General features: G+C 57.6%; 17 protein-coding genes and 2 pseudogenes. 9 read left to right on the top strand and 10 right to left on the bottom strand.

Translation table 11 applies throughout. The annotated features are described in order from the left end of the window. Positions 1–2: 2 nt before the first annotated feature. Positions 3–5,126: a dermonecrotic toxin domain-containing protein gene (locus AACY11_RS23755; protein ID WP_339432868.1), complete on the top strand. Its 5,124-nt coding sequence runs from the start codon at positions 3–5 to the stop codon at positions 5,124–5,126. 49 nt (positions 5,127–5,175) lie between these two features. Here the strand turns inward: AACY11_RS23755 and AACY11_RS23750 are convergent, their stop codons facing one another. The 6 genes from AACY11_RS23750 to AACY11_RS23725 form a co-directional block, all read right to left on the bottom strand. Continuing rightward, positions 5,176–6,369, bottom strand: coding sequence for a hypothetical protein (locus tag AACY11_RS23750; protein WP_339495829.1), 1,194 nt, complete (start codon positions 6,367–6,369; stop codon positions 5,176–5,178). Between the two features lie 55 nt (positions 6,370–6,424). Continuing rightward, positions 6,425–6,937 (bottom strand): CS1 type fimbrial major subunit, encoded by a 513-nt coding sequence (locus tag AACY11_RS23745; protein ID WP_339432866.1) that lies wholly within the window; start codon positions 6,935–6,937, stop codon positions 6,425–6,427. Positions 6,938–6,970: 33 nt separating this feature from the next. Continuing rightward, positions 6,971–7,714, bottom strand: a complete 744-nt coding sequence (locus AACY11_RS23740) for a molecular chaperone (protein WP_339432865.1) — start codon at positions 7,712–7,714, stop codon at positions 6,971–6,973. Between the two features lie 44 nt (positions 7,715–7,758). Beyond that, positions 7,759–8,973 carry a hypothetical protein gene (locus AACY11_RS23735; RefSeq protein ID WP_339432864.1) on the bottom strand — a complete coding sequence of 405 codons (1,215 nt, stop codon included), beginning with the start codon at positions 8,971–8,973 and terminating at the stop codon, positions 7,759–7,761. Between the two features lie 5 nt (positions 8,974–8,978). Further along, positions 8,979–11,501 (bottom strand): TcfC E-set like domain-containing protein, encoded by a 2,523-nt coding sequence (locus tag AACY11_RS23730; protein WP_339465888.1) that lies wholly within the window; start codon positions 11,499–11,501, stop codon positions 8,979–8,981. 108 nt (positions 11,502–11,609) lie between these two features. Next, positions 11,610–12,101: a CS1 type fimbrial major subunit gene (locus tag AACY11_RS23725; RefSeq protein ID WP_339432862.1), complete on the bottom strand. Its 492-nt coding sequence runs from the start codon at positions 12,099–12,101 to the stop codon at positions 11,610–11,612. 499 nt (positions 12,102–12,600) lie between these two features. Here AACY11_RS23725 and AACY11_RS23720 point away from each other — a divergent pair, with 499 nt between their 5' ends. Together AACY11_RS23720 and AACY11_RS23715 are read left to right on the top strand one after the other, a co-directional pair. Continuing rightward, the gene (locus AACY11_RS23720; protein WP_221732146.1) at positions 12,601–13,167 is read left to right on the top strand and encodes a PadR family transcriptional regulator; all 567 of its coding nucleotides are present in this window, start codon (positions 12,601–12,603) and stop codon (positions 13,165–13,167) included. Next, on the top strand, positions 13,164–13,949 hold the full coding sequence (locus AACY11_RS23715; RefSeq protein WP_339432861.1) for a siderophore-interacting protein: 786 nt from the start codon (positions 13,164–13,166) through the stop codon (positions 13,947–13,949). The genes AACY11_RS23720 and AACY11_RS23715 overlap by 4 nt, the downstream gene beginning before the upstream one ends. Positions 13,950–14,036: 87 nt before the next feature. On the opposite strand, the gene AACY11_RS23710 is transcribed toward AACY11_RS23715, so the two are convergent. Together AACY11_RS23710 and AACY11_RS23705 are read right to left on the bottom strand one after the other, a co-directional pair. Then, complete coding sequence (locus AACY11_RS23710; protein WP_339432860.1) at positions 14,037–14,669, bottom strand: Pr6Pr family membrane protein; 633 nt, start codon at positions 14,667–14,669, stop codon at positions 14,037–14,039. A 1-nt stretch (position 14,670) separates the two neighbouring features. Next, the gene (locus tag AACY11_RS23705) at positions 14,671–14,901 is read right to left on the bottom strand and encodes a VF530 family protein (RefSeq protein ID WP_221732149.1); all 231 of its coding nucleotides are present in this window, start codon (positions 14,899–14,901) and stop codon (positions 14,671–14,673) included. A gap of 300 nt (positions 14,902–15,201) precedes the next feature. On the opposite strand from AACY11_RS23705, the gene AACY11_RS23700 reads away from it, so the two are divergent. The 6 genes and pseudogenes from AACY11_RS23700 to AACY11_RS23675 all read left to right on the top strand — a co-directional run bounded on the left by AACY11_RS23700 (position 15,202) and on the right by AACY11_RS23675 (position 22,937). Continuing rightward, positions 15,202–16,563, top strand: a complete 1,362-nt coding sequence (locus tag AACY11_RS23700; protein ID WP_339432858.1) for a carbohydrate porin — start codon at positions 15,202–15,204, stop codon at positions 16,561–16,563. 150 nt (positions 16,564–16,713) lie between these two features. After that, positions 16,714–19,125 carry a glucose/quinate/shikimate family membrane-bound PQQ-dependent dehydrogenase gene (locus AACY11_RS23695; RefSeq protein WP_339495828.1) on the top strand — a complete coding sequence of 804 codons (2,412 nt, stop codon included), beginning with the start codon at positions 16,714–16,716 and terminating at the stop codon, positions 19,123–19,125. 295 nt (positions 19,126–19,420) lie between these two features. After that, on the top strand, positions 19,421–20,791 hold the full coding sequence (locus AACY11_RS23690) for a hypothetical protein (protein WP_339495827.1): 1,371 nt from the start codon (positions 19,421–19,423) through the stop codon (positions 20,789–20,791). A gap of 450 nt (positions 20,792–21,241) precedes the next feature. Further along, positions 21,242–21,355, top strand: a pseudogene (locus AACY11_RS23685) (DUF6124 family protein); the annotation flags it as partial. Between the two features lie 386 nt (positions 21,356–21,741). Continuing rightward, the gene (locus tag AACY11_RS23680; protein WP_339495825.1) at positions 21,742–22,227 is read left to right on the top strand and encodes an Hcp family type VI secretion system effector; all 486 of its coding nucleotides are present in this window, start codon (positions 21,742–21,744) and stop codon (positions 22,225–22,227) included. Continuing rightward, positions 22,224–22,937, top strand: coding sequence for a DUF4225 domain-containing protein (locus AACY11_RS23675; RefSeq protein WP_339495824.1), 714 nt, complete (start codon positions 22,224–22,226; stop codon positions 22,935–22,937). Before AACY11_RS23680 ends, AACY11_RS23675 begins: the two co-directional genes overlap by 4 nt. A gap of 335 nt (positions 22,938–23,272) precedes the next feature. Here AACY11_RS23675 and AACY11_RS23670 read toward each other — a convergent pair. Continuing rightward, positions 23,273–23,779: pseudogene (locus AACY11_RS23670) on the bottom strand (Tn3 family transposase); the annotation flags it as partial. Positions 23,780–23,939: 160 nt separating this feature from the next. Continuing rightward, positions 23,940–24,136 (bottom strand): hypothetical protein (locus AACY11_RS23665; protein ID WP_339495823.1); only part of this gene is annotated, 197 nt, incomplete at its 5' end.

Raw genomic sequence — 24,136 nt, 5'->3', positions numbered from 1 at the left:
CCATGTCTCCCATACCCGAGTCTGTCGAAAACGCAGAAAAAGGTCGGCACTACGAATTCATCAAGTCTGCCGTCAGCGACAGTTTCAAAGGCGCCACCGTCGCACGGGGCCAAGCGTTGGCAGCCGTGCCACTGAAGATCGAACCCTGGTACTTGACGGCGCCAGACACCTGGCTGGAAAAACTCGCTGCCGCCAATCTCAAGGCCTGGGCCTCGCAAAACCCGGTTGACCACCTGCTGGCGAAAACCGATCTGCACGCCTTCGCCGAACCGTTGCTCAAGGCCGCAATCAAACGGCGCCATGGCCTGAATCTCGATGTCAAGAAAACCTACCTGCGCCTGTACATGCCCAAAGACCAGCCCTGGTACACGATCAAGCTCTCGGGTGCAGTGACCAGTCGAACGGTTTCCCTGCTGGAAGCCGCGCTACACAACTTCGCCAAAAGTGAAACGGTTGATCGCGGCTCGGAGTACATCAGCAAACCCGATGAACGCGGTTTGTTCGACGTCTTGCCCATCAGACACAGCATGTCCATCGCCCAGTTTCAGACCCTATGCCGGGATCTGGACATCGGCGCCCGTTATAAAAAGCATTTGCACAGGTATCTGTTGCCCGGCGAGCCGGTGGCAGAAGCCGTTCTGAAAACCAGGGTGATACAAAGCCAGCAAGACGCCCTCGCCGCCGCGGCTTACTTGGCCTTGATCAAGAACGACATCCAGGTCGACACCTGCACAATGCTGTTGAACCTGGCCGAAGACAAACCGCAACTGCTGCTCAATGGCCGCGCCATGTTGTGCTGCGACCTGTCGATTCTCGGCACCCGGCTGACCGGCATTCTGCTGCTCATCCATGCGGTGCGCGACAACCGCGGGATTCGACGCGTGATCGTTTATGTCCCCCATGATCCGGATCATCCGCTCAAGGAGTACGACTCGCTCAAGGCGTTCAAGGAAGAATTGACCCGCCAGTTGCGCGAAGACAAATACATTGAGTCAACCAAGCAAACGTATCGCCAGTTCTTCAGCGATTTCGTCGATCAGCAGCAGCGTGGGCACTTCTTTGCCGAACTGGAGCAACGGCTGTTCATTTATCGGTATCACCCGCGCCAGGATCCGACCGACCAACAACCGCCATGGCGACAGGACCCGGTGGACAACCCGAACCTGCAATTTGATCGTGTGCAGTTGCAAGGCAACTACTGGCGGCACCTCTATCAACAAAAGTTCAACAAGATCCTGAATGATGCCCGGGAGTTAGCCGTCTCCACCGCCGACACCGACAGCAAGGCGCGCTGGGCCTGGTGGGAAAATTTTCAGAAAATGCTCTCGGACATTCTCAACGTCGCGCTGTTGGTCGTCACACCGTTTGTACCGGTGCTGGGCCAGTTGATGCTGGCTTACACCGTTTACCAACTGGCCACCGACGTTATCGAGGGGATTGTCGATCTGGCCCAAGGGCAGTCGCTGGAAGCCGGCGAGCATCTGATCAGTGTGGTGACAGACATCATTCAACTGGCAGCCTTTGCCTCGGGCGCAAAAATCGGCGAGGTCGTTCGCGTCAAGCTGTCATCGCTGGTGGACGAGATGAAACCGGTGAAACTGCCCAATGGCAAACCCAGCCTCTGGCATCCCGACATCAAGCCTTACGAGCGCAACGACATCAGCCTGGCACCCGACGCGAAACCCGACAAGCATGGCCTGCATTTGTACGGCGATGAAAGGATCTTGCTGTTGGAACGTAAACTCTACGCGGTCGAAAAAGCATCGAGCGAACCGACGTCCAAGACCCATCGCATCAAGCACCCGACACGCCCAAACGCTTATAAACCGTTCATCGAACACAACGGTCACGGTGCCTGGGTGCAGGAAATAGAAAACCCGCGCGACTGGGACTTTGCGACGTTGATGCGTCGTGTCGGACACAGCGTGGAAGGCTTTTCGCCGGTGCAACGCGAACAGATCCGTGTGATCAGCGGCACGCACGAAAACCAACTGCGCCAAATGCACATCGATAACACGGCACCGCCGCCGCTGCTAACCGACACCATCAAGCGTTTCAGTGCCTACGACGATGCCCAAGTCGCCAGTGCGAATATCCGCAATGGCCGCCCCATCGACCCGCAGGCCGTCTGGTTCGAACCGCTGCTGACGAGCCAGCCAGGCTGGCCACGCACCAAGGCGCTGAAGGTGTATGAAAGCGCCGATCTGCAGGGTTACGTGCGTACGTACGGCGATGCCAATGCGGCGGATGCCGATACCCTGAGCATCAGCCTTGCGGATCTCACCTGGGGCAAACTGCCGGAACGGTTGGCACGTTTTCTCGACGATAACGAGTTCAAACAACTGCTCGGTCGTGACGTCCCTCTCAGCGATCGGGCAACAGCGGTGCGTAACCTGCTCGCCGATGCCGTCGACACGCGTCACAAAGATGTCTCCAACTACCTGTATCAGGTGGGTGAAAAATCAAACAAGGCCGATATCCGCGCCGTACAAAAAACATTCCCGCAACTCCCGTTGCCATTGGCCGAGAAGGTCGTGGCCCTGGCGAACCCGGCCGAGTTGCAACGTATCGCCGACGAAAACCATTTGCCACTGCGCCTCAAGGCGCAAGCGCGGGAGCTGGATTTCGAAGCATCCACCGCCCGCGCCTATAACGGTTTTTTCCGAGAGCAATGGATGCTCCCGGAGACCGAGCGACTGGCGCTCAACACCCTCAAGTTCCACACCGACGCTTTTGCCGATGTGCGTTTAGACGTGCACGACGGCAGCTACGACGGCCCGTTGCGCTGCAGCGTCGGCGCGGATGATGCAACCACAGTCAGACGTCTGGTTCGTGACGAACATGGCCGCTATGAAGTGCTCGACGCCAACAATCGCACGCTGCATGAAGCCGACGACTTCTACGAGTCGATCCTGCATGCCCTGCCTGACGAAAAACTGCAGGCAGCGGGATACCGGCGAGGTCAGGGTCAACGGCTCAAACAGTGGCTGATGGAAACATCCGCCGAGCCGGCCGAGCGCCGCAGCGTGATGGCCGAACCACCGATTCGTCGGGTGGCCAGTGTTGAAACCGAAACGCTGACTGGTCGCTGGCCATGGCCCTGGGCGCAAAACACACCGGAACAGAAAGTCCGAAAGTTGTACCCGAAAATGTCTGAGCATCAGGCGAAGATGTTCATCGAAAAGCTGCGCAAGAATGGCGATCCCGCTGACACGATCAAACACCTGGAAAGCGAACGCGAGCAATTGCGCACAGAGATGCAGAATTGGCGGGAAAGCTACCCGCCCGACGTGGATGGGTCGGGAGAAGCGATCCCCGGAGTATCGACGCAGTACATGCAGGAGGGCGGACGGCATATCGAGGAACGGCTGCTTGAGTGCTTCGAGCGTCAAAACGACTCTTTTGCCGAGCACAGCCCCCCTCAAGAGCAAGGCTATTCGCTGGACCTGTCCAGCTCGCTTTCGCGGCCCAACCTTGATCGTTGGTGGAGCGATCTGCGCAGGCGGCCCGGGATGAAGAAACACCTTGACCAGATCACTTCGCTGAAACTCGATAAAACGCGTTTCTCGACATCGTCCGATGGCGTGCTCGGCAGCTTCCCCAGGCTACGTGAATTGAGCGCGCGTCAGTGTGACCTGACGCAGATCCCCCCCACCATCGGAGAAATGCGTCACCTCCAGAGTCTGGACCTGACCGACAACCGCATCAGGTTGACCGTGCGTTCAAATGAACAGCTCGCCGGCCTGGTTCGCCTGCGATCACTGACCCTGAACGGTAACCCGTTGCGCCAACCACCCGATGTCGGGCGGATGTATCGATTGAATGACCTCAGTCTGGCCAATACCGATATCCAGTCCTGGCCCGAAGGCCTGTTCAAGGTCGGCTCGGTGGACAAGCATCGTCCCCGCGGTTTCATGCTGGATATGCGTCATACGCCGATCAATACCCTGCCCGAAGTCACACCGGGTTCCGATCAGGCCTTTATCCTCAGTCGCGCGCGTTTCAACACGGCCAGGCTTTCCAATGAGGAGCGGGTACGCTATGGCACTTATCGTCAATCCACAGGGCTGGCCTTTGTGCAGACCGATTTTCCGGCGGCCACAAACGAGCTAAGCCACTGGAAATCGTTTCCCGGTGAACCGGACGCGTTTGGTCCCTCCTCGTCTTTGAGCAAGTACCGCGAAGAGTCCTGGCACGATCTGATGGCCGAGCCTGACGCCGAAGATTTTTTTGCCGTCATTGCCCGACAGAGGCGAACCGCCGATTACCAAAACGCGCAATCACGTCAGCAACTGACCCGGCGTGTCTGGGAAATGATCGATGCCGCCGCGCTGGATTCCAACCTGCGTGAAGAACTGTTCAAACAAGCCCGAGAGCCCGATAGCTGCCGCGACGGCGGTGCCTATCTGTTCAACTCCATGGGCATCAAAGTGCTGGTCTCGAAGGCCTATGCCGAGCCGGCCTCGGCCCTTGTGCTTGACCAAAAACTGGCGAGACTGGCCCGCAGCCGCGCACGCCTGAACATCGTCGGCGATATCGCTCGAGAAGAAATCGGCCGTCAAGCGCAACAGCATCTGATCGATCCGTCGAACAATCGCGCGCCGGATGATCTTGAAATCCATATGGCCTATGAAACCGGCTTGGCGGAACGGCTGGAGCTGCCTTGGCAATCAAAAGGCATGCTTTACCAGCAGCGATCAGGCGTTACCCAGGCGAAGATCGACGCGGCCTATGACTCGTTCAAGCTGCGCGAAAGCGGCAACGGACTGGTCGACGGCATGATTGACCCCAACGGGGATGATTTCTGGGAACGCCATTTGCGCAAAACCCATCCGACACAATATGAGCGCAATGATCTGCGGTTCGAGGAAAAACCGGGCCTGCTGGATGAGTTGCGCCTGGCACAGGCGGAGTACGCCAATGCCAACGCCCAGACGCAGATGAACCCGTTGATACGAAAGATGGAAACCCTGGCCGATCAACTGAACATTCCTCACGCGGATATTTTCAGCGGCGAGGCCATGAGTCAGGCGCGGTACGACCGACTGCTGAACAATATCGGTTATTCGCGTAACGAACTGTCCAGACAATTGACCCGCGAAGCGTTGATCAGCATCGGCCATTGACCCTCGCAAGGCACCAGCCCTGAACCCGGGGCTGGCCAACTGATGCGCACTAACCCACCTCCGAATCCCAGATCACCGTGATATTGCCCCTGTAAATTCGGCCTTGGGCGTTGTCGATCATCCAGTGGGTTTGCTGTTCATCCACTTCGAAATGCAGGGTTCCCGGCTTGCGATCGATATAGAAGCCGGGTTGAAACGGTGCTGTCGCCTCGATCCCCAAGCGCTTGCGCGTGACCGCTTGCCCGGCGCTGTCGGTCAAGCCGTTGGGCAAACTGACACTGACGTCCACCCCGCCTGCGAACCCCTGCCCGTCTGCAATGGCGCAACCCGAGCCCACGCCCAGACTGTGCTCGCATTCAAGCTTCATGGTGAATTTCGACGACGCCGAGATTTGGAATATCTGATCGCGGTAAAGGCGCGAAGGCTTGCGTCCACTGTCCAGCCAGCGTTGCCAGCCGCCTTGCGGTTCCAGTACGACTTTGTCGCCCCCGGGTGGAATATCCACTTTCAGGGTGTGCTGCACGTCCAGCACAAAATCGAGGGTGAGGCTGCTGTCGTCCGGCTCAAACAGTTTGCCCATATCGAAATCCCCTCCAGGTCCCAGGCTGTAAGTCAACGAACCGGTATAACGGCCGGTAGACATGGTTAACGGGTTGGGGGTGCGCAGCTCGTAGGCGAAGTCCAGCTTGTCGAAATACATCGACGGAATGTGGTACGCCGGCACTTTAAAACAGTGGGCCTCTTGCGTGGTTTTCCAGAAAAACCGCCAGCTGTCCTCCTCGTAGGCGCCTTCGCCGCTGTACCAGCAAGGGGCAGGTATTGCTTGTACCCAATTACCCGTGGTCCATAACCTGCTATGGCCTTCAAGTGCATTGCTGCCGCCGGCCAGTCGCACAGCCGGATGGCTCAAAACATACCTGGAGCCCATGCCGGTAATGCGTATTTCCACAGATTGCGTTTCCTGTGTCTGGCTGTTTGTCACGGTCAGCCGCCGCAAATTGGCGGGGGCCTTTACTGCCGCCCAGTCAAAGATGCCTACGTAGCGGGTAGAACTGAAACGTATGGGTAATTCGATGCTGAACATGCCGTTATTTTCACATTGGCCCGGATAGGTGGCGCAATAACCGCTGTTCGGCGTTTTGTTGACGAACGTCATCTTGTCTGGTCTGGAAGAATCCGGTTGAAACAACGCACGGATCTCCTGATTGATCGCCTGCGCCTGAGGTATGCTCAACGCCGCCATCCATATCACCCCACAGAACCTCTTCATGCGTCTCCCCGCCTCTGCTGAACTCTTTTTATTGGTCTGCCTGCGCACCCGGCGCGCGGGCATTGAACAGCAACAACACGTTGCCGCTGTAATCCCCGGCCCGATAGCCACCGGCCGGTTCAACCGGGTCGATCACCAGCGCCACGCGCTTGCCCGCGGCCGCTTCTTCCTGAGAAAGGACCTGCTGCGGCGTCACCTGCGCACTCAATTCAACGCCATTGAAGGTGACCCGCAGACCGATCTCCTCACCCGGTCGGCCATTGGACAGGTAGGGAATAGCCTCCAGGCGCGCTTCAATCGCGCTGTTGTCGTGCCGCACATCGAAATTCTTTTGCAGGCTGCCCAGGGTCGAACTCGGATAATCCCATGCGAGCCGTTGCGGGCGGTGGATCCAGTCCGGCTCTGCAGGAATGATGTAAAACGCCCGACTGGGGATGGTCAGGGACACTTCAAAGGTGCGTATTTCCCGAGCCGCCCAGGCCGTGGAGTCGGCCAGAGCCACCGTGGCCATCAGCGCGGCGGCGGTATATTGCTTGATCATGTCGGTTACCCGTTGCGTCAATGAAAAGCAGGCCTAGCGGCTCACAACTTTCAGGGCTTTCCTGTCGGCGCCCTCGATCAGAAAGAAGCGATACTCACGCCCCTTCTCCTTGTCGAAGGCGAAGCTATTGCCCGCCAGCACATGGTGTTTGGTCGTCGCGCCGCAGTCGGTTTCCTTGGTCAGTGAACAGTTTTTGAACTCGTCGACGATCAACACCGTATTGCCGTCGTTGCGCAATTCGTAGCGACTGTCGGTTTCGTTGATGGCAGTGGCGAACCGCGCATCTTTGGGCCGCACGAAAAAAACCGTACCGAATCCGGTCATCACATTGACCCCGGCCTTGAGGGCTTTTTTGTAGTCTTCGCGCTCTTCGCCGGTGACGGTGAACTCGTCTTCCTTTTCCGGCACCACTGGCACAAAACGCACTCGGAAGTACCGCTCGCGATCACGCTCGCCCATATACAGCAAGCGGGTGCCCTGCATGCCCTGGGCCGGCACGATCAACCGCGCGGGGCTTGCCATCAAGCCATTGCGCGAGGCACCGTCGGCGGCGTTCGCCACAGGAATTTCCTGTGGCTTGCCCTCGGCGTCGTAGACGATTTCCAGCACGTTGATCTTGACGAACGCCGTGGCGTCGCCGCTGTTGAACACGCGTTTGAGGTAGGTGCTTTTATCAGCATCGAGATAGTCGTACACAGTGCCGACATTGATCTGCGGGCCCGCCTGCGCCGTCAGGCAAAACAGGCTGAGCACGCCCAGCAAAAAACCACGGTTCATCGTTTTCAGCTCCATGAAAAATGAAAATCGCCTGCCGGAGGTGCTCACACTTCCGAGTCCCAGATGATGGTGATGTTGCCGGTGAAGGTGTCATTCACACCGGGTCGCAAGACAAAGTCGATGGCGTCCTTGGGCATTGCAAAACGCAAAGAACCGGCCTTGCGCTCAAGGTAGATCTGCGGCTGGAAGGGACCGATCCATGTGTTGTAAAGCAACATGACCCGATTGACGTCTCCGCCTCCGGGACCACTGACCCCGGGGGGCAACGTGAGGAACGTTTCGACTTCGGTGGTATTGGTATTCGGGCTGCGCAGGATGCACCGTGAACCACCGTAGGAGTTGCACAGCATCATGACTTTGAACCGGGACGAGGCAGAGATGTAGAACAGTTGATCGCGGAAAATACTGGATGGCTTGCGCCCGCTGTTGATCCAGCGCGTCCACCCTCCCTCGGGTTCCAGCACCACTTTATCGCCACCCGGTGGCAGATCGACTTTCAGGGTGTGCTGCACGTCCAGCACGAAGTCCAGGGTCAGGCTGGAGTCGTCCGGTTGAAAACCGCCCCCTATATCGAAATCGCCGCCATTGCCCAGGCTGTAGGTCAGTGAGCCGGTATACAGACCCGATGACATGCCCAACGGATTGGGTGTGCGCAGTTCATAAGCGAAGTCGAGGGTATCGAAGTACATGGATGGAATGGTCGCCAGCGACTTCTTGGTGCAGTATCCCTCGACGGGAGTTTTCCAGAAAAACCGGTAGGTGGCAGCAGTGTAAGCGCCGACACCGCTGTACTGGCAGGGCGGGGACGCATGTACCCAACTGCTGCTTTCCCAGAGCAGTTGATGGCCCAGCACTACGTCGCTCACGCCGACCAGTTCGTGGGCCGGCTGGCTCAGGACATAGTTGGAGCCGACACCGATGATACGCACTTCAACGATTTCCGTTTCCATCGTCTCGCTATTGGTCACCGTCAATGGGCGCCAGTTGGCAGGCGCCTTTATTCCAATCCCCCAATTCGGTGGGAGGGTGAAAGGGGCATTGAACCGGACCGGTAACCGAATGCTGAACATCGAGTTTTCCTCACATTGATCCGGGTAGTCGGCGCAGTACCCACTGTTGGCGGTCTTGTTGAGGAACACGTTCTTGCGCGGCTGCGACGGGTCAGGCTGGAACAACGCCCGAATCTCCTGACTGGCCGCCTCGACCACCGGCAGGGCCAGCGCCACGCACAACCCCAAGAGGCATGTGGATTTTCTCATTGGGATCAACCCGCTTTCTGTTCGGTGGAGTTCACATCGGCCAGGGTGTCCGGTGTGCAGCGCAAATCGCCGATCATCAGCACATTGTTTTCGCGGCGATGCTGGTTTTCTTCCAGCCGGAACTGGCAGAGCAATTGGTTATCACGACGCACTTGCAGCGTCGGCGAGCCGGCGTTCATTTCCATCGAGAAAAACCCGTCCACCTCCGTCACCCCGCGACTGGCGTGGTTGATCACATGGTGACCCTTGAGCGGCCGCCCTTGCCCGTCGACCAGACGGCCGAGCACGGTCAGGGTTTTCATCACGCGGATCTTGCTGTAACCCACCCCACCCTTGTTCAGGTGATAACGGGTGCGCGCCGGCTCGATGGTGGCTGCCGGGACGTGATTGCCTTCGAAATCGAAACCCACAGAGCTGTTTTGATAGGCCGTGATCGGAATGAAGTTGCGCCCCGGTTTCAATACCGCGCTGCCGCCGACGTAATCGTCGGCGCGCAAGATGACGTCATCGATGTCCGACTCAACATCGACGATCATCCCCGCCCCGCGCATTTCGCTCTGGCTGGTCATGAGCATCTGCTGGCCGCCGACCACCAGCGTGCTATCGACGTTGAGGCCACCGGTAAAATTACCGCTATAGGACGAACGCTGAATGAAACCGTCGCCGCTGACCGCGTCGGTACGAAAGTTCGCCAGGCTGGACATCCCCACGCCATAGGTGTCGGTCAATGCCGTCACCGACACGCTTTGCAGCACATGGTCTTTCAGGTCCTTTCGCCAACCGATCGAGCCATTGTTGTCGCGGCTGCCGTCACGGGCCGTGCGCGAACCGATGCTGCCGGTAATCTGCTGACCGGGGGCACCGAGCGCCAGATTGACACTCAGATCGACCCCGCGATTGCGCGCATCGCCGCTGCTGTAACTGCCCGGGCGATCAAACAGCGACAAGCGCCAACTGGCGTCGCTGCCAAACAGTTCGGTGCGTTGCGTCCAGCCCATATCCAGTCCGATGCCCTCAACGTTCCCCTCACTGTGGGAGACCCTGGCGTTGAGCGAACTCTTGCTGCTGACCCGATGGTTGACTGCCAGTGACGAGTTGCTGGTCTGGCCGATAAACACGTTGCGTGGGCGAACCCGCGTGCCGTCCGGCAGCGTGTCGTAGGTGTTGGTGGTGTCGAGCCAACTGCGGCTGTGGCTGGCCACCACACTGCCGGCCCCGTAGCTGTATAGACTTTGCAGATCCAGGCCCGTGCCGTAGTCCTCGGTCTTGTAAACGTTGGCGTACACGCTGATGTGATTGGCCAGCGTCCAGTCGATGGACGTGCCGTACTGCAGTTTTTCGCGGATCTGGCGCGCCGACAGCCCGAGAATCACCCGCGGGTGCATCAGGTAGTTGACCGCCGCGCCTGCCGTGGGGCTGCCGCTGGACTGGGTGTCCCAGTTGCTCAGCAGCTTGCTTTCCTCACCGGCAAACACGTTATAGCGCCAGCGCTCATCGAGGTTGCGCCAGTTGTTGGGCTTGTACACCAGCTCCTGAGTGGTGGAGGTGATCTGGCCGTCTTCGATCAGCCGCACTTCCACTTCATAGATGCCGCCGGGCAAGGGCCGGGTGTCGAGTGTTTGCAAACCGGCGGGCACCGATTGCGTGTTGATCAGCAAGCCATCGCGATAGATCTCCACCGAACCCTGGCGGTTGGCGGTGACATAGATCGGATAGACGCTGGGCATCGGGCTGTTGATCGCCAGACTGTCGGAGCTGCCGTACATCACGCCGACGGCCGTGTCTGGGCTGTTGCCGAACGTACGCGGCTGGCGGGTCAACCCTTCGGAATTGGGGGTGAAATAGCCCAGTCGAAAAAAACTGCCTTGCAATTCGCGCTGGGTGTGGAATTCGTGTAGAGCGTGGTAAAGCTTGTCGTCCGGCCCGCCGAGGCGCGCCAGTTGCAGGTTCAGCGTCTGGCTCCAGTTGCCCAGACTGCTGCTGGCCTCAAGACCGAAACGTCCGCCCAGATCCTGACCCTGACCGCCATTGAGGTTGAGCTGATTGCGCACCATCAAACCGTTACTGCCGTCTTTGGGCTGTTCGTAATAACGCTTGGCTTCAACGTCGCGCTCGGCATTTTCGGTGAGGATCGAGACCAACGAGTTTTCCAGGTTGTAATGCACGGCCAGCACCTGATCCGGACAGGAACCGACGCAGTTGCCCAGAGGCACGCCGGGCTTGAGAAAACTCGCCCATTTTTCCCGCTCGGCAGGGCCGAAACGGTTCTCGCTGGTGTCGGTGAATTCAAGCAAGGTAATGCGGTCGTCGCGGGACAACACCACCATGGCTTCGCCCAACGGCTGGCGATCGAGTTCAACCCGAACAGCCAGAGGCACATCAAAGAAATGCTCCTCGAAATCCGCCGGCAGGCCTTTGGCCTGGGCCAACAGACTTCGCGGCGTCGTGCCGGCGGAATTGGAAGCCACGGCTACGCTGGCACAAAACAACAGCGCAAGCGCAGCCGCGATGGGTGTCATCGGGAACATGAACTCTTACTCTGATTACGAATGATGAAGTCCGACGGGACAACCCCAGTGGCTTGCCCCGTCGGTCAGCACTGTGGAGAACTCAGCGCCGGTTGCCGGATCGCTCGATCAAGGCGTACCGACCGGTGGCACGGCATCAAAGGTCATTGCCACAACACCGGTGTAGTCGCCAGGGTTGAAAGCTGTACCGATGGCACTGATTTTGATCGGCGCACGATAGTTCACGTCCGACTCTGCCTCACCGACAACTTCCTGAGGGGTGGTGGTCAGGGTCTTGTTATTGACTTCGACTTTAAGCGCGATCTCATTGGAGCCCGAGATCAGTTTTGGCACGCTGTCTACACTCGCGTGAACCGAACCGTTGTTGTTGCGCACATCGAAGAAACCGTTGACTTCGCCCATCTTGCCGGTAGTTGGCTGATAGCTCATGTCCTGATCCTTGTTGACCAGATCAGGATTGGTCGGCACGACATAGAAGCCGTTGGTCGGCACGTGAGCGACGATGCTGATGGAGTGAGCAGCTTCACCGGCGGCGAACGCTCCCGATGAACCGAGTGCCAGAAGAGCCAAAGGAGCGGCGATTGCGATTTTCTTGAACATCGTTCAGTACCTTGTTTTCTTTATTGAGAAGGAGTGGATTGAAAGTTCAAATCAAACGTCACGGGAGTTGAGCCAGATCAACTTGAACTTTCAATGCCGGGGCATCATCGACTGTTCCCTCTGCAAAGTAAGCAAGTAACTTCCTATAAGTTCGTAGTTCAACAACCCCATGACCCGCCAGAAAAAAGAACAAAAGAACGATATTCAAAACAGTGGCTGTAAGTTACGCCCTACACACAGATAACGTTAAAAAACCATACAGCAATATCGCCCAGATATAGCGGGGCTCAGTTAGAACTTTAGAATAGTTACTCGATTATATAGAGTCTTAACTTTAACTTCAAAGTTATTGATCGCCGGGCAAGCATCAACATTCGACCTGTTGCATTCCCGGATGAGAGCCGCTCGTCAGACACACCTGTCACCTTGGGAAAAACGCCTTGCACGATCATTAAGATATATCTTAAGTTGTATCTAAACATGACGAGAGAAGACAGCAATGAGAGACCCTCATTCCCACCACGGCGACGGCCGCGACGGTTTCGAGAAGCGCCCCGGTCGTGAGCGCGGCGGCCGTGGCCCACGGGTGTTCGCCCCCGGCGATCTGAAATTGCTGCTGCTGGCGCTGATCGCCGAACAGCCGTGCCACGGCTACGACCTGATTCGCCAGATCGAGGGCATGTTCGACGGCGCCTACAGCCCGAGCCCCGGTGTGATCTATCCGACCCTGACCTTTCTGGAAGAAAGCGACCTGATTGCGGGAGACGCCGAAGCCGGAAAAAAACGTTACAGCGTGACCGACGCCGGTCGTTTGTCTTTAAGTGAGCAAGCCGTTGCACTCGATGGCGTGCGCATGCGCATCGACGTCAGCAAGCGCTCGTTGCGCGGGCATGACCGCCCGCCGGAAATCCACGAGGCGGTGCACAACTTGCGCCACGCCCTGCAACTGCACCACGGACGCTGGAGCCCGGAAGAAATCCTGCGCGTGCGCGACCTGCTCAACGACACCGCCAAAGCCATCGTCGACGGCCCTGCCGTTCAACTTGCCCCGGAGAAAGCCGAATGACCGCAGTCGATACGCAAACCATTCACCGCGTGATGCACGAAATTAAACGTCGCAAATTGCAAGTGCTACGGGTGGTCAACCTGACCCCGCGCATGCGCCGCATCACCCTGGGCGGGCCGGAACTGGCCGGGTTTATCAGCCTGGGCACGGACGACCACGTCAAACTGTTGTTCCCCCAGACCGCCGAACAAGCAGCGGCGCTGGAAACCCTGGAACTCGGCGCCGGCAAGGACAACGGCCCGATGCCCGAGATGCGCGACTACACCCCGCGCCGCTATGACCCCGACACACTGGAACTGGACATCGACTTCGTCCTGCACGGCGACGGCCCTGCCTCGACCTGGGCCGAACAGGCTGTACCCGGGCAGTACCTGCACATCGGCGGGCCGCGCGGTTCGATGATCGTGCCGGACATCTTCGACAGCTACCTGCTGATCGGCGACGAAACCGCCCTGCCCGCCATCGCCCGCCGCCTAGAAGGCCTGGCAGCCAATCGCAAGGCGCTGGTGGTGATCGAAGTGGAAAACGGCAGTGAGCAACAAGTGCTGGAAAGCCCCGCGCAGGTCAATGTGATCTGGGTACTGCGTGAGGGCGGCAAGGACAACCTGATAACCACCGTCCAGCAATTGCAGGTGCCCAAGGGCAATCTGTATGCGTGGGTAGCGACGCAGAACAAGGTCTCAAGGCAGATCCGCCGGGTGCTGCTTGATGAGCACGGGCTGGACGAGAAGCTGGTGAAAGCCGTCGGCTACTGGCGCGCCGAGGGTTCTGAAGAAGAGTGACATCGCCCTGTGTGGGGCTTGCCCGCTAAGGCGCAGCGTCAGTCAATAACAGTGACTGATTCACCGCGATCGCGAGCAGGCTCGCACCTACCGTGCTCGCCAGCGGTCGATGCCGATCACCGCCAACCCAGTCACCACAAACCCCACCAAAATCCCCCCGGCATTGAGGAACACCTGTGGATAACCCAACACCGCGACATCAATGAACGGGTACGCATACGCGCCCAGCAAATGCCCGCGCAGCAAGGCGTAAATGAAATACACCAGCGGGTAAATCAGCCACAACGGCAGATGCCACAAACGCAACGTGCCCTTCGGCACGCAAAACCACCAATAGCCCAGAAACACCAGCGGCATGACGTCGTGGAGCAATTCGTCAGCGATCAATTGCCAACCTTCGGGGTGCCATAAATGCCGCAGCAACAGGCTGTAGGCAAGGCCAACCACGGCGATGCTCACTGCCACTGCGCTACTCACCCAGGGTTGCAGAAACCAGCGACGCGCGGCGCCGTCACGCGGCGTGACGGCACAGGTCAGCACCGTCGCCACCAGCGTGTTGGTCAGCACCGTGAAATAGCTGAAGAAACTCACCAGCCCACCCAGCAAACCGGCATCGACGCTCAAACGGGCGAAGAAAATCAGATAGAGCTGAAGGCCCAACCCCGTCCAGCCGAGGATGGCAGCGAAAATGATCAGACGTCGCTGCAACGAGGCGTTCATCTCAGAGCGGTCGCTTGGTACGCGCAAGCTTGACGTACAGGCGCTCGACCTTCTCTCGGGCCCACGGTGTTTTACGCAAAAACGTCAGGCTCGACTTGATGCTCGGATCGCTTTTGAAACAACGAATGTCGATGCGTTCGGCCAGCCCCGACCATTCGTAGTGGGCCACCAGCGCCGTGAGGATGTGTTCGAGGGTCACGCCGTGCAGCGGATCGGGGGAGTGTTCGTTCATGCCAGGCCTTTGGACGAAGTGAATATGCAGAAGCCGCGCACCTTAGCCGAGGGGGTGTTCGGGTGGAAGGGCTTGCTTCAAATGTAGGCCAACCCGAGAAGATCGCAGCCTGTGACCTGACTCGCCATGCGCCCGTTTGACGCACTGTTACCGAATCGGAAACGATCCATGTCAACAAAACCCCTTTGTCTTTTTGTTACAGATCATTATCCTGCCGCCCTTCCGCTGAATCGCTTCACTGCCTGCGTCAAATCGTAGCGCTCAGCTCATCCCCCAAAAAAGATCAAGAAAGACCCCTTTATGCCCGATTTTCCGTTTTTCCGAGACAGCGCTATCTCATCCCTGCGCCTGATCGGCGGCTGCACGGCCCTTGGCCTCGCCACCTGCGCCCAAGCGGCTCCCGCGTTCGACAGTGAATCACCTTACATGCTCGGTGACTGGAACGGCACGCGCACAGAACTCTCGGAAAAAGGCTACGACTTCAAGCTCGATTACACCGGTGAAATGGGCAGCAACCTGCACGGCGGCTACGACCACGACCGTACCGCGCGCTACAGCGATCAGTTCGGCTTGGGCACGCACCTGGACCTGCAAAAAATCCTCGGCTGGGACGACGCCGAGTTTCAACTGACCATTACCAAACGCAACGGCAACAACATCAGCAACGACCGCATCAACGATCCACGTGTCGGTGGCTTCACCTCGGCTCAGGAAGTCTGGGGCCGTGGCCAGACCACGCGCCTGACGCAGATGTGGTATCAGCAGAAATTCTTCGATCAGAAACTCGACATCAAGATCGGTCGTTTCGGCGAAGGCGAAGACTTCAACAGCTTCCCGTGCGACTTCCAGAACCTGGCGTTCTGCGGCTCGCAGGTCGGCAACTGGGTCGGCGGCATCTGGTACAACTGGCCGGTCAGCCAGTGGGCCTTGCGCGTCAAATATCACCTGACGCCGGAGCTGTACGCACAGGTCGGCGCCTACGAGCAGAACCCGTCGAACCTCGACCGCGGCAACGGCTTCAAACTCAGCGGCAGCGGCACCCAAGGCGCGATCCTGCCGATTGAACTGGTGTGGACGCCGAAACTCAACGGCCTGCCGGGCGAATACCGCGCCGGTTACTACTACAGCAACGCCAACGCCACCGACGTCTACAAAGACAACCATGGCCAACCGGCGGCCCTCAGCGGCCAAGCCTACCGCAGCGCGTCGAGCAAACACGGCGTGTGGCTGGGTGTTCAACAGCAAATCACCAGCATGGCCAGCGATAACAGCCGCGGCTTGAGCGTGTTCGCCAACGGCACGATGCACGACAAGAAAACCAACGCCATCGACAACTACGTGCAGGCCGGCCTCACCTACAAAGGCCCGTTCGATGCGCGCGCCAAGGATGACATCGGTTTCGCCCTCGCCCGCGTACACGTCAACCCGGCCTTGCGTAAAAACGCCGAAGCAAGCAACCGCGCCAACGCCGTCTACGACTACGACGACCCGTCGTTCCTGCCGCCTCAGGACACCGAATACAGCGCCGAACTGTATTACGGCGTGCATGTAACGAACTGGCTGACCGTACGCCCGAACCTGCAATACATCCGCCACCCGGGTGGCGTGGACAAGGTCGATGACGCCCTGATCGGCGGAATCAAGATCCAGTCCTCGTTCTAACCGACACCGCTGTACCCCTGTGGGAGGGTTTTTGCTCCCACAGAAAAAATAGTTAGCCAGACAAGTTTTTATCTGAACCATGCCCACGTCCAATCGTCATCTAAAGTGACTACAGCGCGGGACTACATAAACGTCACGGAGATTCACACTATGAGCACCGAAAGTGCTTCGAGTCGAGGCCGTCTGCTACCGAGCCTGCTCGGCATTCTGCTTCTACTGATGGGCCTGGCCATGCTGGCCGGGGGAGTCAAACTGAGCATGCTGGGCGGCTCGCTTTACTACCTGCTGGCCGGTATCGGCATCGCCCTGACCGGCATTCTGATGCTGCTGCGACGTCGCGCAGCGCTGGGCCTGTACGCCATCGTGCTGTTCGCCAGCACTGTTTGGGCCTTGTGGGAAGTCGGTCTGGACTGGTGGCAACTGGTGCCGCGCCTGGCGCTGTGGTTTGTTCTGGGCTTCGTCATGCTGCTGCCGTGGTTGCGTCGTCCATTGCTGCTCGCAGGCCCTGCGCCGATGGGCACCGGCGGTTTGACCGTGGCCGTGGTTCTGGCCGGCGTCACCGCTCTGGCCAGCCTGTTCACCCACCCGGGCGAAACCTTCGGCGAACTGGGCCGCGACACTGCCGACATGACCAGCACCGCGCCAGCCATGCCTGATGGCGACTGGCAGGCCTACGGCCGCAGCGAATTCGGTGATCGTTACTCGCCGTTGAAGCAGATCACCCCGGCCAACGTCGGCAAGCTGCAAGAAGCCTGGCGCATCCAGACCGGCGACCTGCCGACCGCTGATGACCCGGTTGAGCTGACCAACGAAAACACTCCGCTCAAAGCCAACGGCATGATCTATGCCTGCACCGCGCACAGCAAAGTGCTGGCACTGGATCCGGACACCGGCAAGGAACTGTGGCGCTTCGACCCGCAGATCAAAAGCCCGGTCGGCTTCAAAGGCTTCGCCCACATGACTTGCCGTGGCGTGTCGTACTACGACGAAGCGGCTTACGCCAAAACTGAAAACGCAGCCTCGGCGGTGATTTCCGAAGCCGGCAAAGCCGTTGCCCAGGCCTGCCCGCGTCGTCTGTACCTGCCAACCGCTGATGCGCGCCTGATCGCCCTGAACGCCGACACCGGCAAAATCTGCGAAGGCTTCGGTAAAAACGGTGTGGTTGACCTGACCCAAGGCATCGGCCCGTTCACCGCCGGTGGTTACTACTCCACCTCGCCTGCCGCGATTACCCGTGATCTGGTGATCATGGGCGGTCACGTCACCGACAACGAGTCGACCAACGAGCCATCGGGCGTGATCCGCGCCTTCGACGTGCGCGACGGGCACCTGGTGTGGAACTGGGACAGCGACAAGCCAGACGCCACCGAACCTTTGGCACCAGGCGAAACCTACAGCCGCAACTCGGCCAACATGTGGTCGCTGGCCAGTGTCGACGAAAAACTCGGCATGGTTTACCTGCCACTGGGCAACCAGACTCCAGACCAATGGGGCGCTGACCGCACCCCGGGCGCCGAGAAATTCAGCGCCGGTGTCGTTGCTCTGGACCTGGCCACCGGTAAAGTGCGCTGGAACTACCAGTTCACCCACCATGACCTGTGGGACATGGACGTTGGCAGCCAGCCAACCCTGCTCGACATGAAAACCGCCGACGGCGTGAAACCGGCGCTGATCGCTCCGACCAAACAAGGCAGCCTGTACGTCCTCGACCGTCGTGACGGCACGCCGATCATCCCGATCCGCGAAATCCCGGTACCGCAAGGCGCCGTGAAAGGCGACCACACCGCACCGACCCAGGCCCGTTCGGACCTCAACCTGCTGGCCCCGGAACTGACCGAAAAAGCCATGTGGGGCGCCAGCCCGTTCGACCAGATGCTGTGCCGCATCCAGTTCAAGGAACTGCGTTATGAAGGCCAGTACACCCCGCCGTCCGAACAGGGCAGCCTGATCTACCCGGGTAACGTCGGTGTGTTCAACTGGGGCGGCGTGTCGGTCGATCCGGTTCGCCAGATGCTCTTCACCAGCCCGAACTACATGGCCTTCGTTTCGAAAATGGTGCCACGCGCGCAAGTCGCCGCCGGCAGCAAACGCGAGAGCGAAACCGCCGGCGTGCAACCGAACACCGGCGCGCCTTACGCGGTGATCATGCACCCGTTCATGTCGCCACTCGGCGTACCGTGCCAGGCCCCGGCCTGGGGCTACGTCGCCGGTATCGACCTGACCACCGGCAAAGTCGTGTGGAAACGCAAGAACGGCACCAGCCGCGACAGCTCGCCCATCCCGATCGGCTTCACCCTCGGCGTGCCCAGCATGGGCGGCTCGATCGTGACGGCCGGCGGCGTCGGCTTCCTCAGCGGCACCCTCGACCAGTACCTGCGCGCCTACGACGTCAACTCCGGTAAAGAGTTGTGGAAAGCGCGTCTGCCAGCAGGTGGTCAAGCGACTCCGATGACCTACACCGGCAAGGACGGCAAACAATACGTCCTGCTGGTTGTCGGCGGCCACGGCTCGCTGGGCACCAAGATGGGTGACTATGTGATTGCGTACAAACTGCCGGAATAAGTTTTATCGGCGGTAAAACAAAGGCGATGTCTCGTGAGGGACATCGCCTTTTTTGTGCACGCCATTTACCTGCGCAGCAGATTCGACCGCAGGCGGACAATCTGAAAAATACCCGCCGGGCCGAACCCTGTCCGCCCCTTCGAGATTTCTGTTTTCCACCCCTCCCTGCCCCCTAAAGCCACTAGTCTGGCTTTAAAAGACTGTAGAACTGTCAATTCTGACAGGTGTCAGCAACTCCCCCCAGGTGTTCCATTGGCGTTGCAAAGGCATTCGCCTCCACACAAGGACACCGATCATGAATCAGTCACAGGCAATCAATGAACCGGGCACACTCGACCCTCTTTTTGGTGTTGATGGGGCGGTCGGCTGGCCGATCAAGGGGCGGACAGGCAACAGTCCAGAGTCAATGCTCGAACTTGCCGATGGCAAATTGCTCATTGCCGAAGAGCCATCGACGCGTCGCGGACCCGCCGTACTAACACAATTGAACGCTGACGGAACACCGGACGAAACATTTGGCGTTGGCGGTTCTGTCGAAATCCATTTTGCAAAAAATGAAGAGTTTTCGATTCCCGTGCTGGCCTCACATCCCGCTGGAGGATGGATCCTCACAGGCCAGGTCCTGCGAGCGGTAGACGAGCATTTCTCCGACGGTTATGAGGTCGTCGTCCGCCTGCTCGTAGATGGCACACCCTATCCCGACTTTGGCGACAACGGCATAGTCTACGTTGACACCCAGAAACTCGCCGTTCCCGATGAGCAAGCTCTGGCCGCCATTCTGGCCAAACGGGCACAGGATCCGACCCCCCTTCAACAGTCGAGCGGCAACGCAGGGTCTGCGGCGCCTTCCTCCGTCGTATTGCCCGACGGAAAAATCGTGTTGATCGATCACGTCTCGGATTCTGCCTATGACTTGAGGGGAATCGTGGTTCGCCTCCACCGGAATGGCGAATTAGACACATCCTTCAATGGCAAGGGATTTACGCTGATCGAACTCAGCGCGATTGAGCATCAGTACAACGGAGTCCAGGCCCTTGTAGTGCAAGAAGACGGAAAAGTCCTGGTCGCCGGTACATTCCAACCATTGGATGAGAACGCCACGTACGGAATCTATGTAGCGCGCTATCTGGAAAATGGCCAACCGGATAGCGGATTTGCCGACCAAGGTATTGCAACTATCCCCCTGACTGCCGGCAACGGTTGGAGTTGGGTAGAAGCGCTCGCCGTGAGAAAGGCTGACGGCGCAATCGCCGTTGTCGGGGAGCTGACTCGAGAACGTATCGGCAAGGGCTGGATCACCGTTCTGAACCCAGGAGGCTCTGCCAACCTTGTCTTCAATGGCGGCAAAACCTTGTATTCCGACATGCTGCCAGAAGGCGTGAGATGGCACTATTGTGCATGGCAGACAAATAGCGCACTCCTCGTCAGCGGATCGGGTGGCGGTGCCTTCGTAGGTCAAGATCCTTCCATCCTGATCGCTCGTTATCTGGTTGACGCTGCTCCAGACATGTCGTTCAACAAAACAGGCTGGGCTGTCTACAGAAATCCACAAGGGAGTCCAACGCTCACGGACTGTGTCGTCATGAAAGATCAGCGCATCGTTGTGTGTGGGCCTACGTTTTCCTCCACAGGCTATAAGGGTTATGTAGTGCGCTATCACGGTTGAGGGGGTTGCGGTTGTAGTCGGCTGGCGTAAGCCCACTTGATGCACAAACGAAAAACCCCACCACTGTCACGCCCCCTGTAGGCGCTGCCGAAGGCTGCTCCTACAGAGGGATTGGGGATGTCCTACAGCATCAGCGTTTGGTGGGAGATTTCCGACAAGTCGCGTCGGTTGTGCTTCGGAAATCGGGTGGATAGGCTCGCAGGCTCGCTGCAAATTCAGCGAGCGGGCGTCGCGGCCCGAGCAGTTCATTCGATTTGATGCATAATCGCCGGCCCAAACTGAAGCGCTCAGGTGCTTTTGGTTTGGTTTGATGGTGGCTGTGCGCGGGATACCTTCGGGTATGCCGAGATTGCCGAATGGCTCGGTCCGCGAACCCGCGTACAGCTGCCACCCTCTGTCGCGTCGCGGTGATTGAGAGTGACAGCCCCACTTATCATTCGGAGTTTCACCATGAAAAAACCAACACCCAATCCGCCTGCACCAAACGACACCTCGTCCTACCAATCCCCCGATTCGAAGAAATTCCACGAAGCCGCCGAACTCGCGGTGAACCGCGTGTTGGATAACCACGAAATCCCCGCCAAAACCTGACACCCTCCCTGCGGCAACTCCTACAGATGAATCGAGTAAACCACCCGGAAATTGGTCGGCTGACAGGCCTCCATCGCTGGCAAGCCAGCTTGTATGGCAGGACTCGAAGGGGGGGGATAGCAAATAGGAAGCCATGCGTGCCCATTTCATCGCCACCGGTGGACAGTGACAATGGCACGCCAAATAAAGCTCGCATACCCTGGTTTCGCGACCTACCCACAAACTTACGAGCCAGATTCTCCCGGAGTTGCCGTCGGATCCGGATTCAGAATATTTCGTATGGCTTTTCAGAAACGCCCTACAGCGCACCTGAACCCCTTGTAATAGGATGTTCGGTCGACTAAAAAGGAGTGTCACGTATGGCTAACCATGGTTATATGACCATTACCGGCAAGGCTCAAGGATTGATTTCGGCGGGTTGTTCAACCCAAGACTCTATTGGCAACAAGTGTCAGACTGGGCATATCGACGAAATCATGGTGCTGTCTTACTCACATAACATGGTCAACATCGGAAATATCAATAAGCCAACACATAATCCAATCATCACAACCAAAAATGTTGATAAATCCTCGCCACTCCTCGCCCAAGCACTCTCAACTAGAGAGAAAATAGACTGCACAATTAGCTTTTATCGAGTGTCATCTTCCGGCATACAGGAAAGATTTTATTCCGTCTCGATCAATGGCGGAATTATTGCTGACCTAACACTTGAAATGCCTCATTCTATTTTGCAGAACGATGCCGAGCCACAAGAACATATAGCCATCCGTTACCAAGATATAACTTGGACCCACCATACTGCTGGCACCAGCGGATATGGCACATGGGGGAATAACGAATGAAACAACTGAGCGAGAGTTGCACGCCTGGCAGTTGTGACTACTGGATGGTCAGTGCCGCTGCTGGAAAACTTGGAAGCCAAGCCAGCACATTAGGTGTTAGACACATCAAAGACGGCATGCTGCGCTTGCAGTTCAACCGCGAAATCGCTTATTACGCCAAAAGCATTGTAGATGACGTTTCTCAGGGGAAAAAAACTACTGAGCAGGGTTTACAGGAACTGAAGAACGAACAAAGCAGTTTGCTTAATCAGTCGTGGGAAATAGCCAAAAAAGGTGCCGGTGCTATCGCGGGTGCAATGCAGGTTATAGCAGGCGGTGGGATATGCTATGCCTCAGCAGGGACGCTGTGTCTCGTGGCTGGTGTGCCAATGATGGCCCATGGAGCAAATAACATTTATGAAAACGGACGCAATCTTTTAGAGGATCGAACTGATACAGAAGGTCTTGTCAGGAAGGGTTATCAAACCATAGCAAAGTCGGTGGGATATGAAGCGCGCGAAGGGAATTTAGCCTACAGTACCGCTGACTTAGGCCTCTCTGTCTATGGCCTTAGTCGATACATATTAAAGCCTGATGCCTGGCGCTTGTTTAGATATGTCAGAGCAGACTATGTACGATCTTATAAAGGAATGGGCGTTAGCGCATGGGGGCTTGAAATACATACTGATTTCCAAACAGGAAAGCAGATCTACCAAGAGACCACGAAATGATTGTGTGGATTTTTCCTATCTTGGCCGTTTGCGGTATTTTTTTCGCGTTCCTTCTAAAAATACGTCTCTCGGGAAAAAACTTAAATAACATTAAGCTTTTTTTCTGCCTGATATTCAACGGCCTCTTTGTTGTACCTTATATAGACATCATTGAAAACAATGACTTTCTATTTTTAGGGCATAGACCAGAAATAACTGCAGAACACCCATTTATTGGCTGGATTGCTTTTTCTTGTATATTCATTCATTCACTTTCACTACCGGCCAAACGGAAAGTTAAGTGGTTTTTTTCACGAAAGTAAACTCACACCGGTTCAATACCCATAAAGGTTTTTTCAAAACTGTTCCTGGTCAACCTCACAGCCATCGTCTGGATTACGCACTGGCCGCTGCTCACCTCGAGCGACCTCTTCCGGTACTGCGAAGGAGTACCGTCCCAGCATATTGATGTGTTCGAAAATTAGCTGCGATAGCCGAGCCAGATCTTCGACCAGTACCGTGTAGCCGCGTTGTTTTAGTCATTCCACGGCGGCCGTTATGTAGAGGGTATTCCAGAGCACGATGATATTCACCCTCAGGCGCAACAAATCATCCGAGTCCTCAGCGATCAGTTCGAACTTGACCGTCTGGCAGACAAGTCCATTGAACTTACCGTAAACCGCGTCCGGACGTGTGCGTCAGAACCGGGTACCACCAACGTCAGCCTGGTGTGGACAGAAGTGATAAACGAGCAGACGGAACAATCCGAACACCTCATCACCGTAGGCGTCGGTATCGGTCACGATTTGTGTTGGCTGCAACTCGGCCTGCTGTGCCAGCACGACCGCGAGCAATACCATGTTGTAGGAATTGTGCTTGTCCTACAGGTACTGGTGATCGCGCGGAGATTTCCGACAAGTCGCGTCGGTTGTGCGTCGGAAATCGGGTGGATAGGCTCGAGGGGTCGCTGCAAATTCAGCGATGGGGCGTTGCGGCCCGATTACTGATGCATAATCGCCAACCTCACGGCACCTCGGTGCCCGTTGTTTGTGTCATGGCGGCTGTGCGCGGGATACCGTCCTTGGAGGTATGCGGGAGTGTCAGATTTTTTGTGTGCGGGCCGGTAACGGCCTGCCGTAAGGCAAGCCCTTCTTTCACCAGTTCAACCTGGTAAATCGATCTCCATAAAGAATCGCAAACTGATTCATTGCTGTCTTCCA

This window comes from Pseudomonas sp. RA_105y_Pfl2_P56, from assembly GCF_963970845.1.
Classification (GTDB): Bacteria; Pseudomonadota; Gammaproteobacteria; order Pseudomonadales; family Pseudomonadaceae; genus Aquipseudomonas; species Aquipseudomonas baetica_A.
This window is presented reverse-complemented; position numbering and strand designations above follow the sequence as displayed.

What these genes read in the sequence shown, in the direction of transcription:
- AACY11_RS23720 (WP_221732146.1), top strand. Translation starts at nt 12,601, where the DNA reads ATGAGAGACCCTCATTCCCACCACGGCGACGGCCGCGACGGTTTCGAG.
- AACY11_RS23730 (WP_339465888.1), bottom strand. Translation starts at nt 11,501, where the DNA reads ATGTTCCCGATGACACCCATCGCGGCTGCGCTTGCGCTGTTGTTTTGT.
- AACY11_RS23700 (WP_339432858.1), top strand. Translation starts at nt 15,202, where the DNA reads ATGCCCGATTTTCCGTTTTTCCGAGACAGCGCTATCTCATCCCTGCGC.
- AACY11_RS23750 (WP_339495829.1), bottom strand. Translation starts at nt 6,369, where the DNA reads ATGGCGGCGTTGAGCATACCTCAGGCGCAGGCGATCAATCAGGAGATC.
- AACY11_RS23735 (WP_339432864.1), bottom strand. Translation starts at nt 8,973, where the DNA reads ATGAGAAAATCCACATGCCTCTTGGGGTTGTGCGTGGCGCTGGCCCTG.
- AACY11_RS23710 (WP_339432860.1), bottom strand. Translation starts at nt 14,669, where the DNA reads ATGAACGCCTCGTTGCAGCGACGTCTGATCATTTTCGCTGCCATCCTC.
- AACY11_RS23755 (WP_339432868.1), top strand. Translation starts at nt 3, where the DNA reads ATGTCTCCCATACCCGAGTCTGTCGAAAACGCAGAAAAAGGTCGGCAC.
- AACY11_RS23745 (WP_339432866.1), bottom strand. Translation starts at nt 6,937, where the DNA reads ATGATCAAGCAATATACCGCCGCCGCGCTGATGGCCACGGTGGCTCTG.
- AACY11_RS23715 (WP_339432861.1), top strand. Translation starts at nt 13,164, where the DNA reads ATGACCGCAGTCGATACGCAAACCATTCACCGCGTGATGCACGAAATT.
- AACY11_RS23675 (WP_339495824.1), top strand. Translation starts at nt 22,224, where the DNA reads ATGAAACAACTGAGCGAGAGTTGCACGCCTGGCAGTTGTGACTACTGG.
- AACY11_RS23695 (WP_339495828.1), top strand. Translation starts at nt 16,714, where the DNA reads ATGAGCACCGAAAGTGCTTCGAGTCGAGGCCGTCTGCTACCGAGCCTG.
- AACY11_RS23705 (WP_221732149.1), bottom strand. Translation starts at nt 14,901, where the DNA reads ATGAACGAACACTCCCCCGATCCGCTGCACGGCGTGACCCTCGAACAC.
- AACY11_RS23680 (WP_339495825.1), top strand. Translation starts at nt 21,742, where the DNA reads ATGGCTAACCATGGTTATATGACCATTACCGGCAAGGCTCAAGGATTG.
- AACY11_RS23725 (WP_339432862.1), bottom strand. Translation starts at nt 12,101, where the DNA reads ATGTTCAAGAAAATCGCAATCGCCGCTCCTTTGGCTCTTCTGGCACTC.
- AACY11_RS23690 (WP_339495827.1), top strand. Translation starts at nt 19,421, where the DNA reads ATGAATCAGTCACAGGCAATCAATGAACCGGGCACACTCGACCCTCTT.
- AACY11_RS23740 (WP_339432865.1), bottom strand. Translation starts at nt 7,714, where the DNA reads ATGAACCGTGGTTTTTTGCTGGGCGTGCTCAGCCTGTTTTGCCTGACG.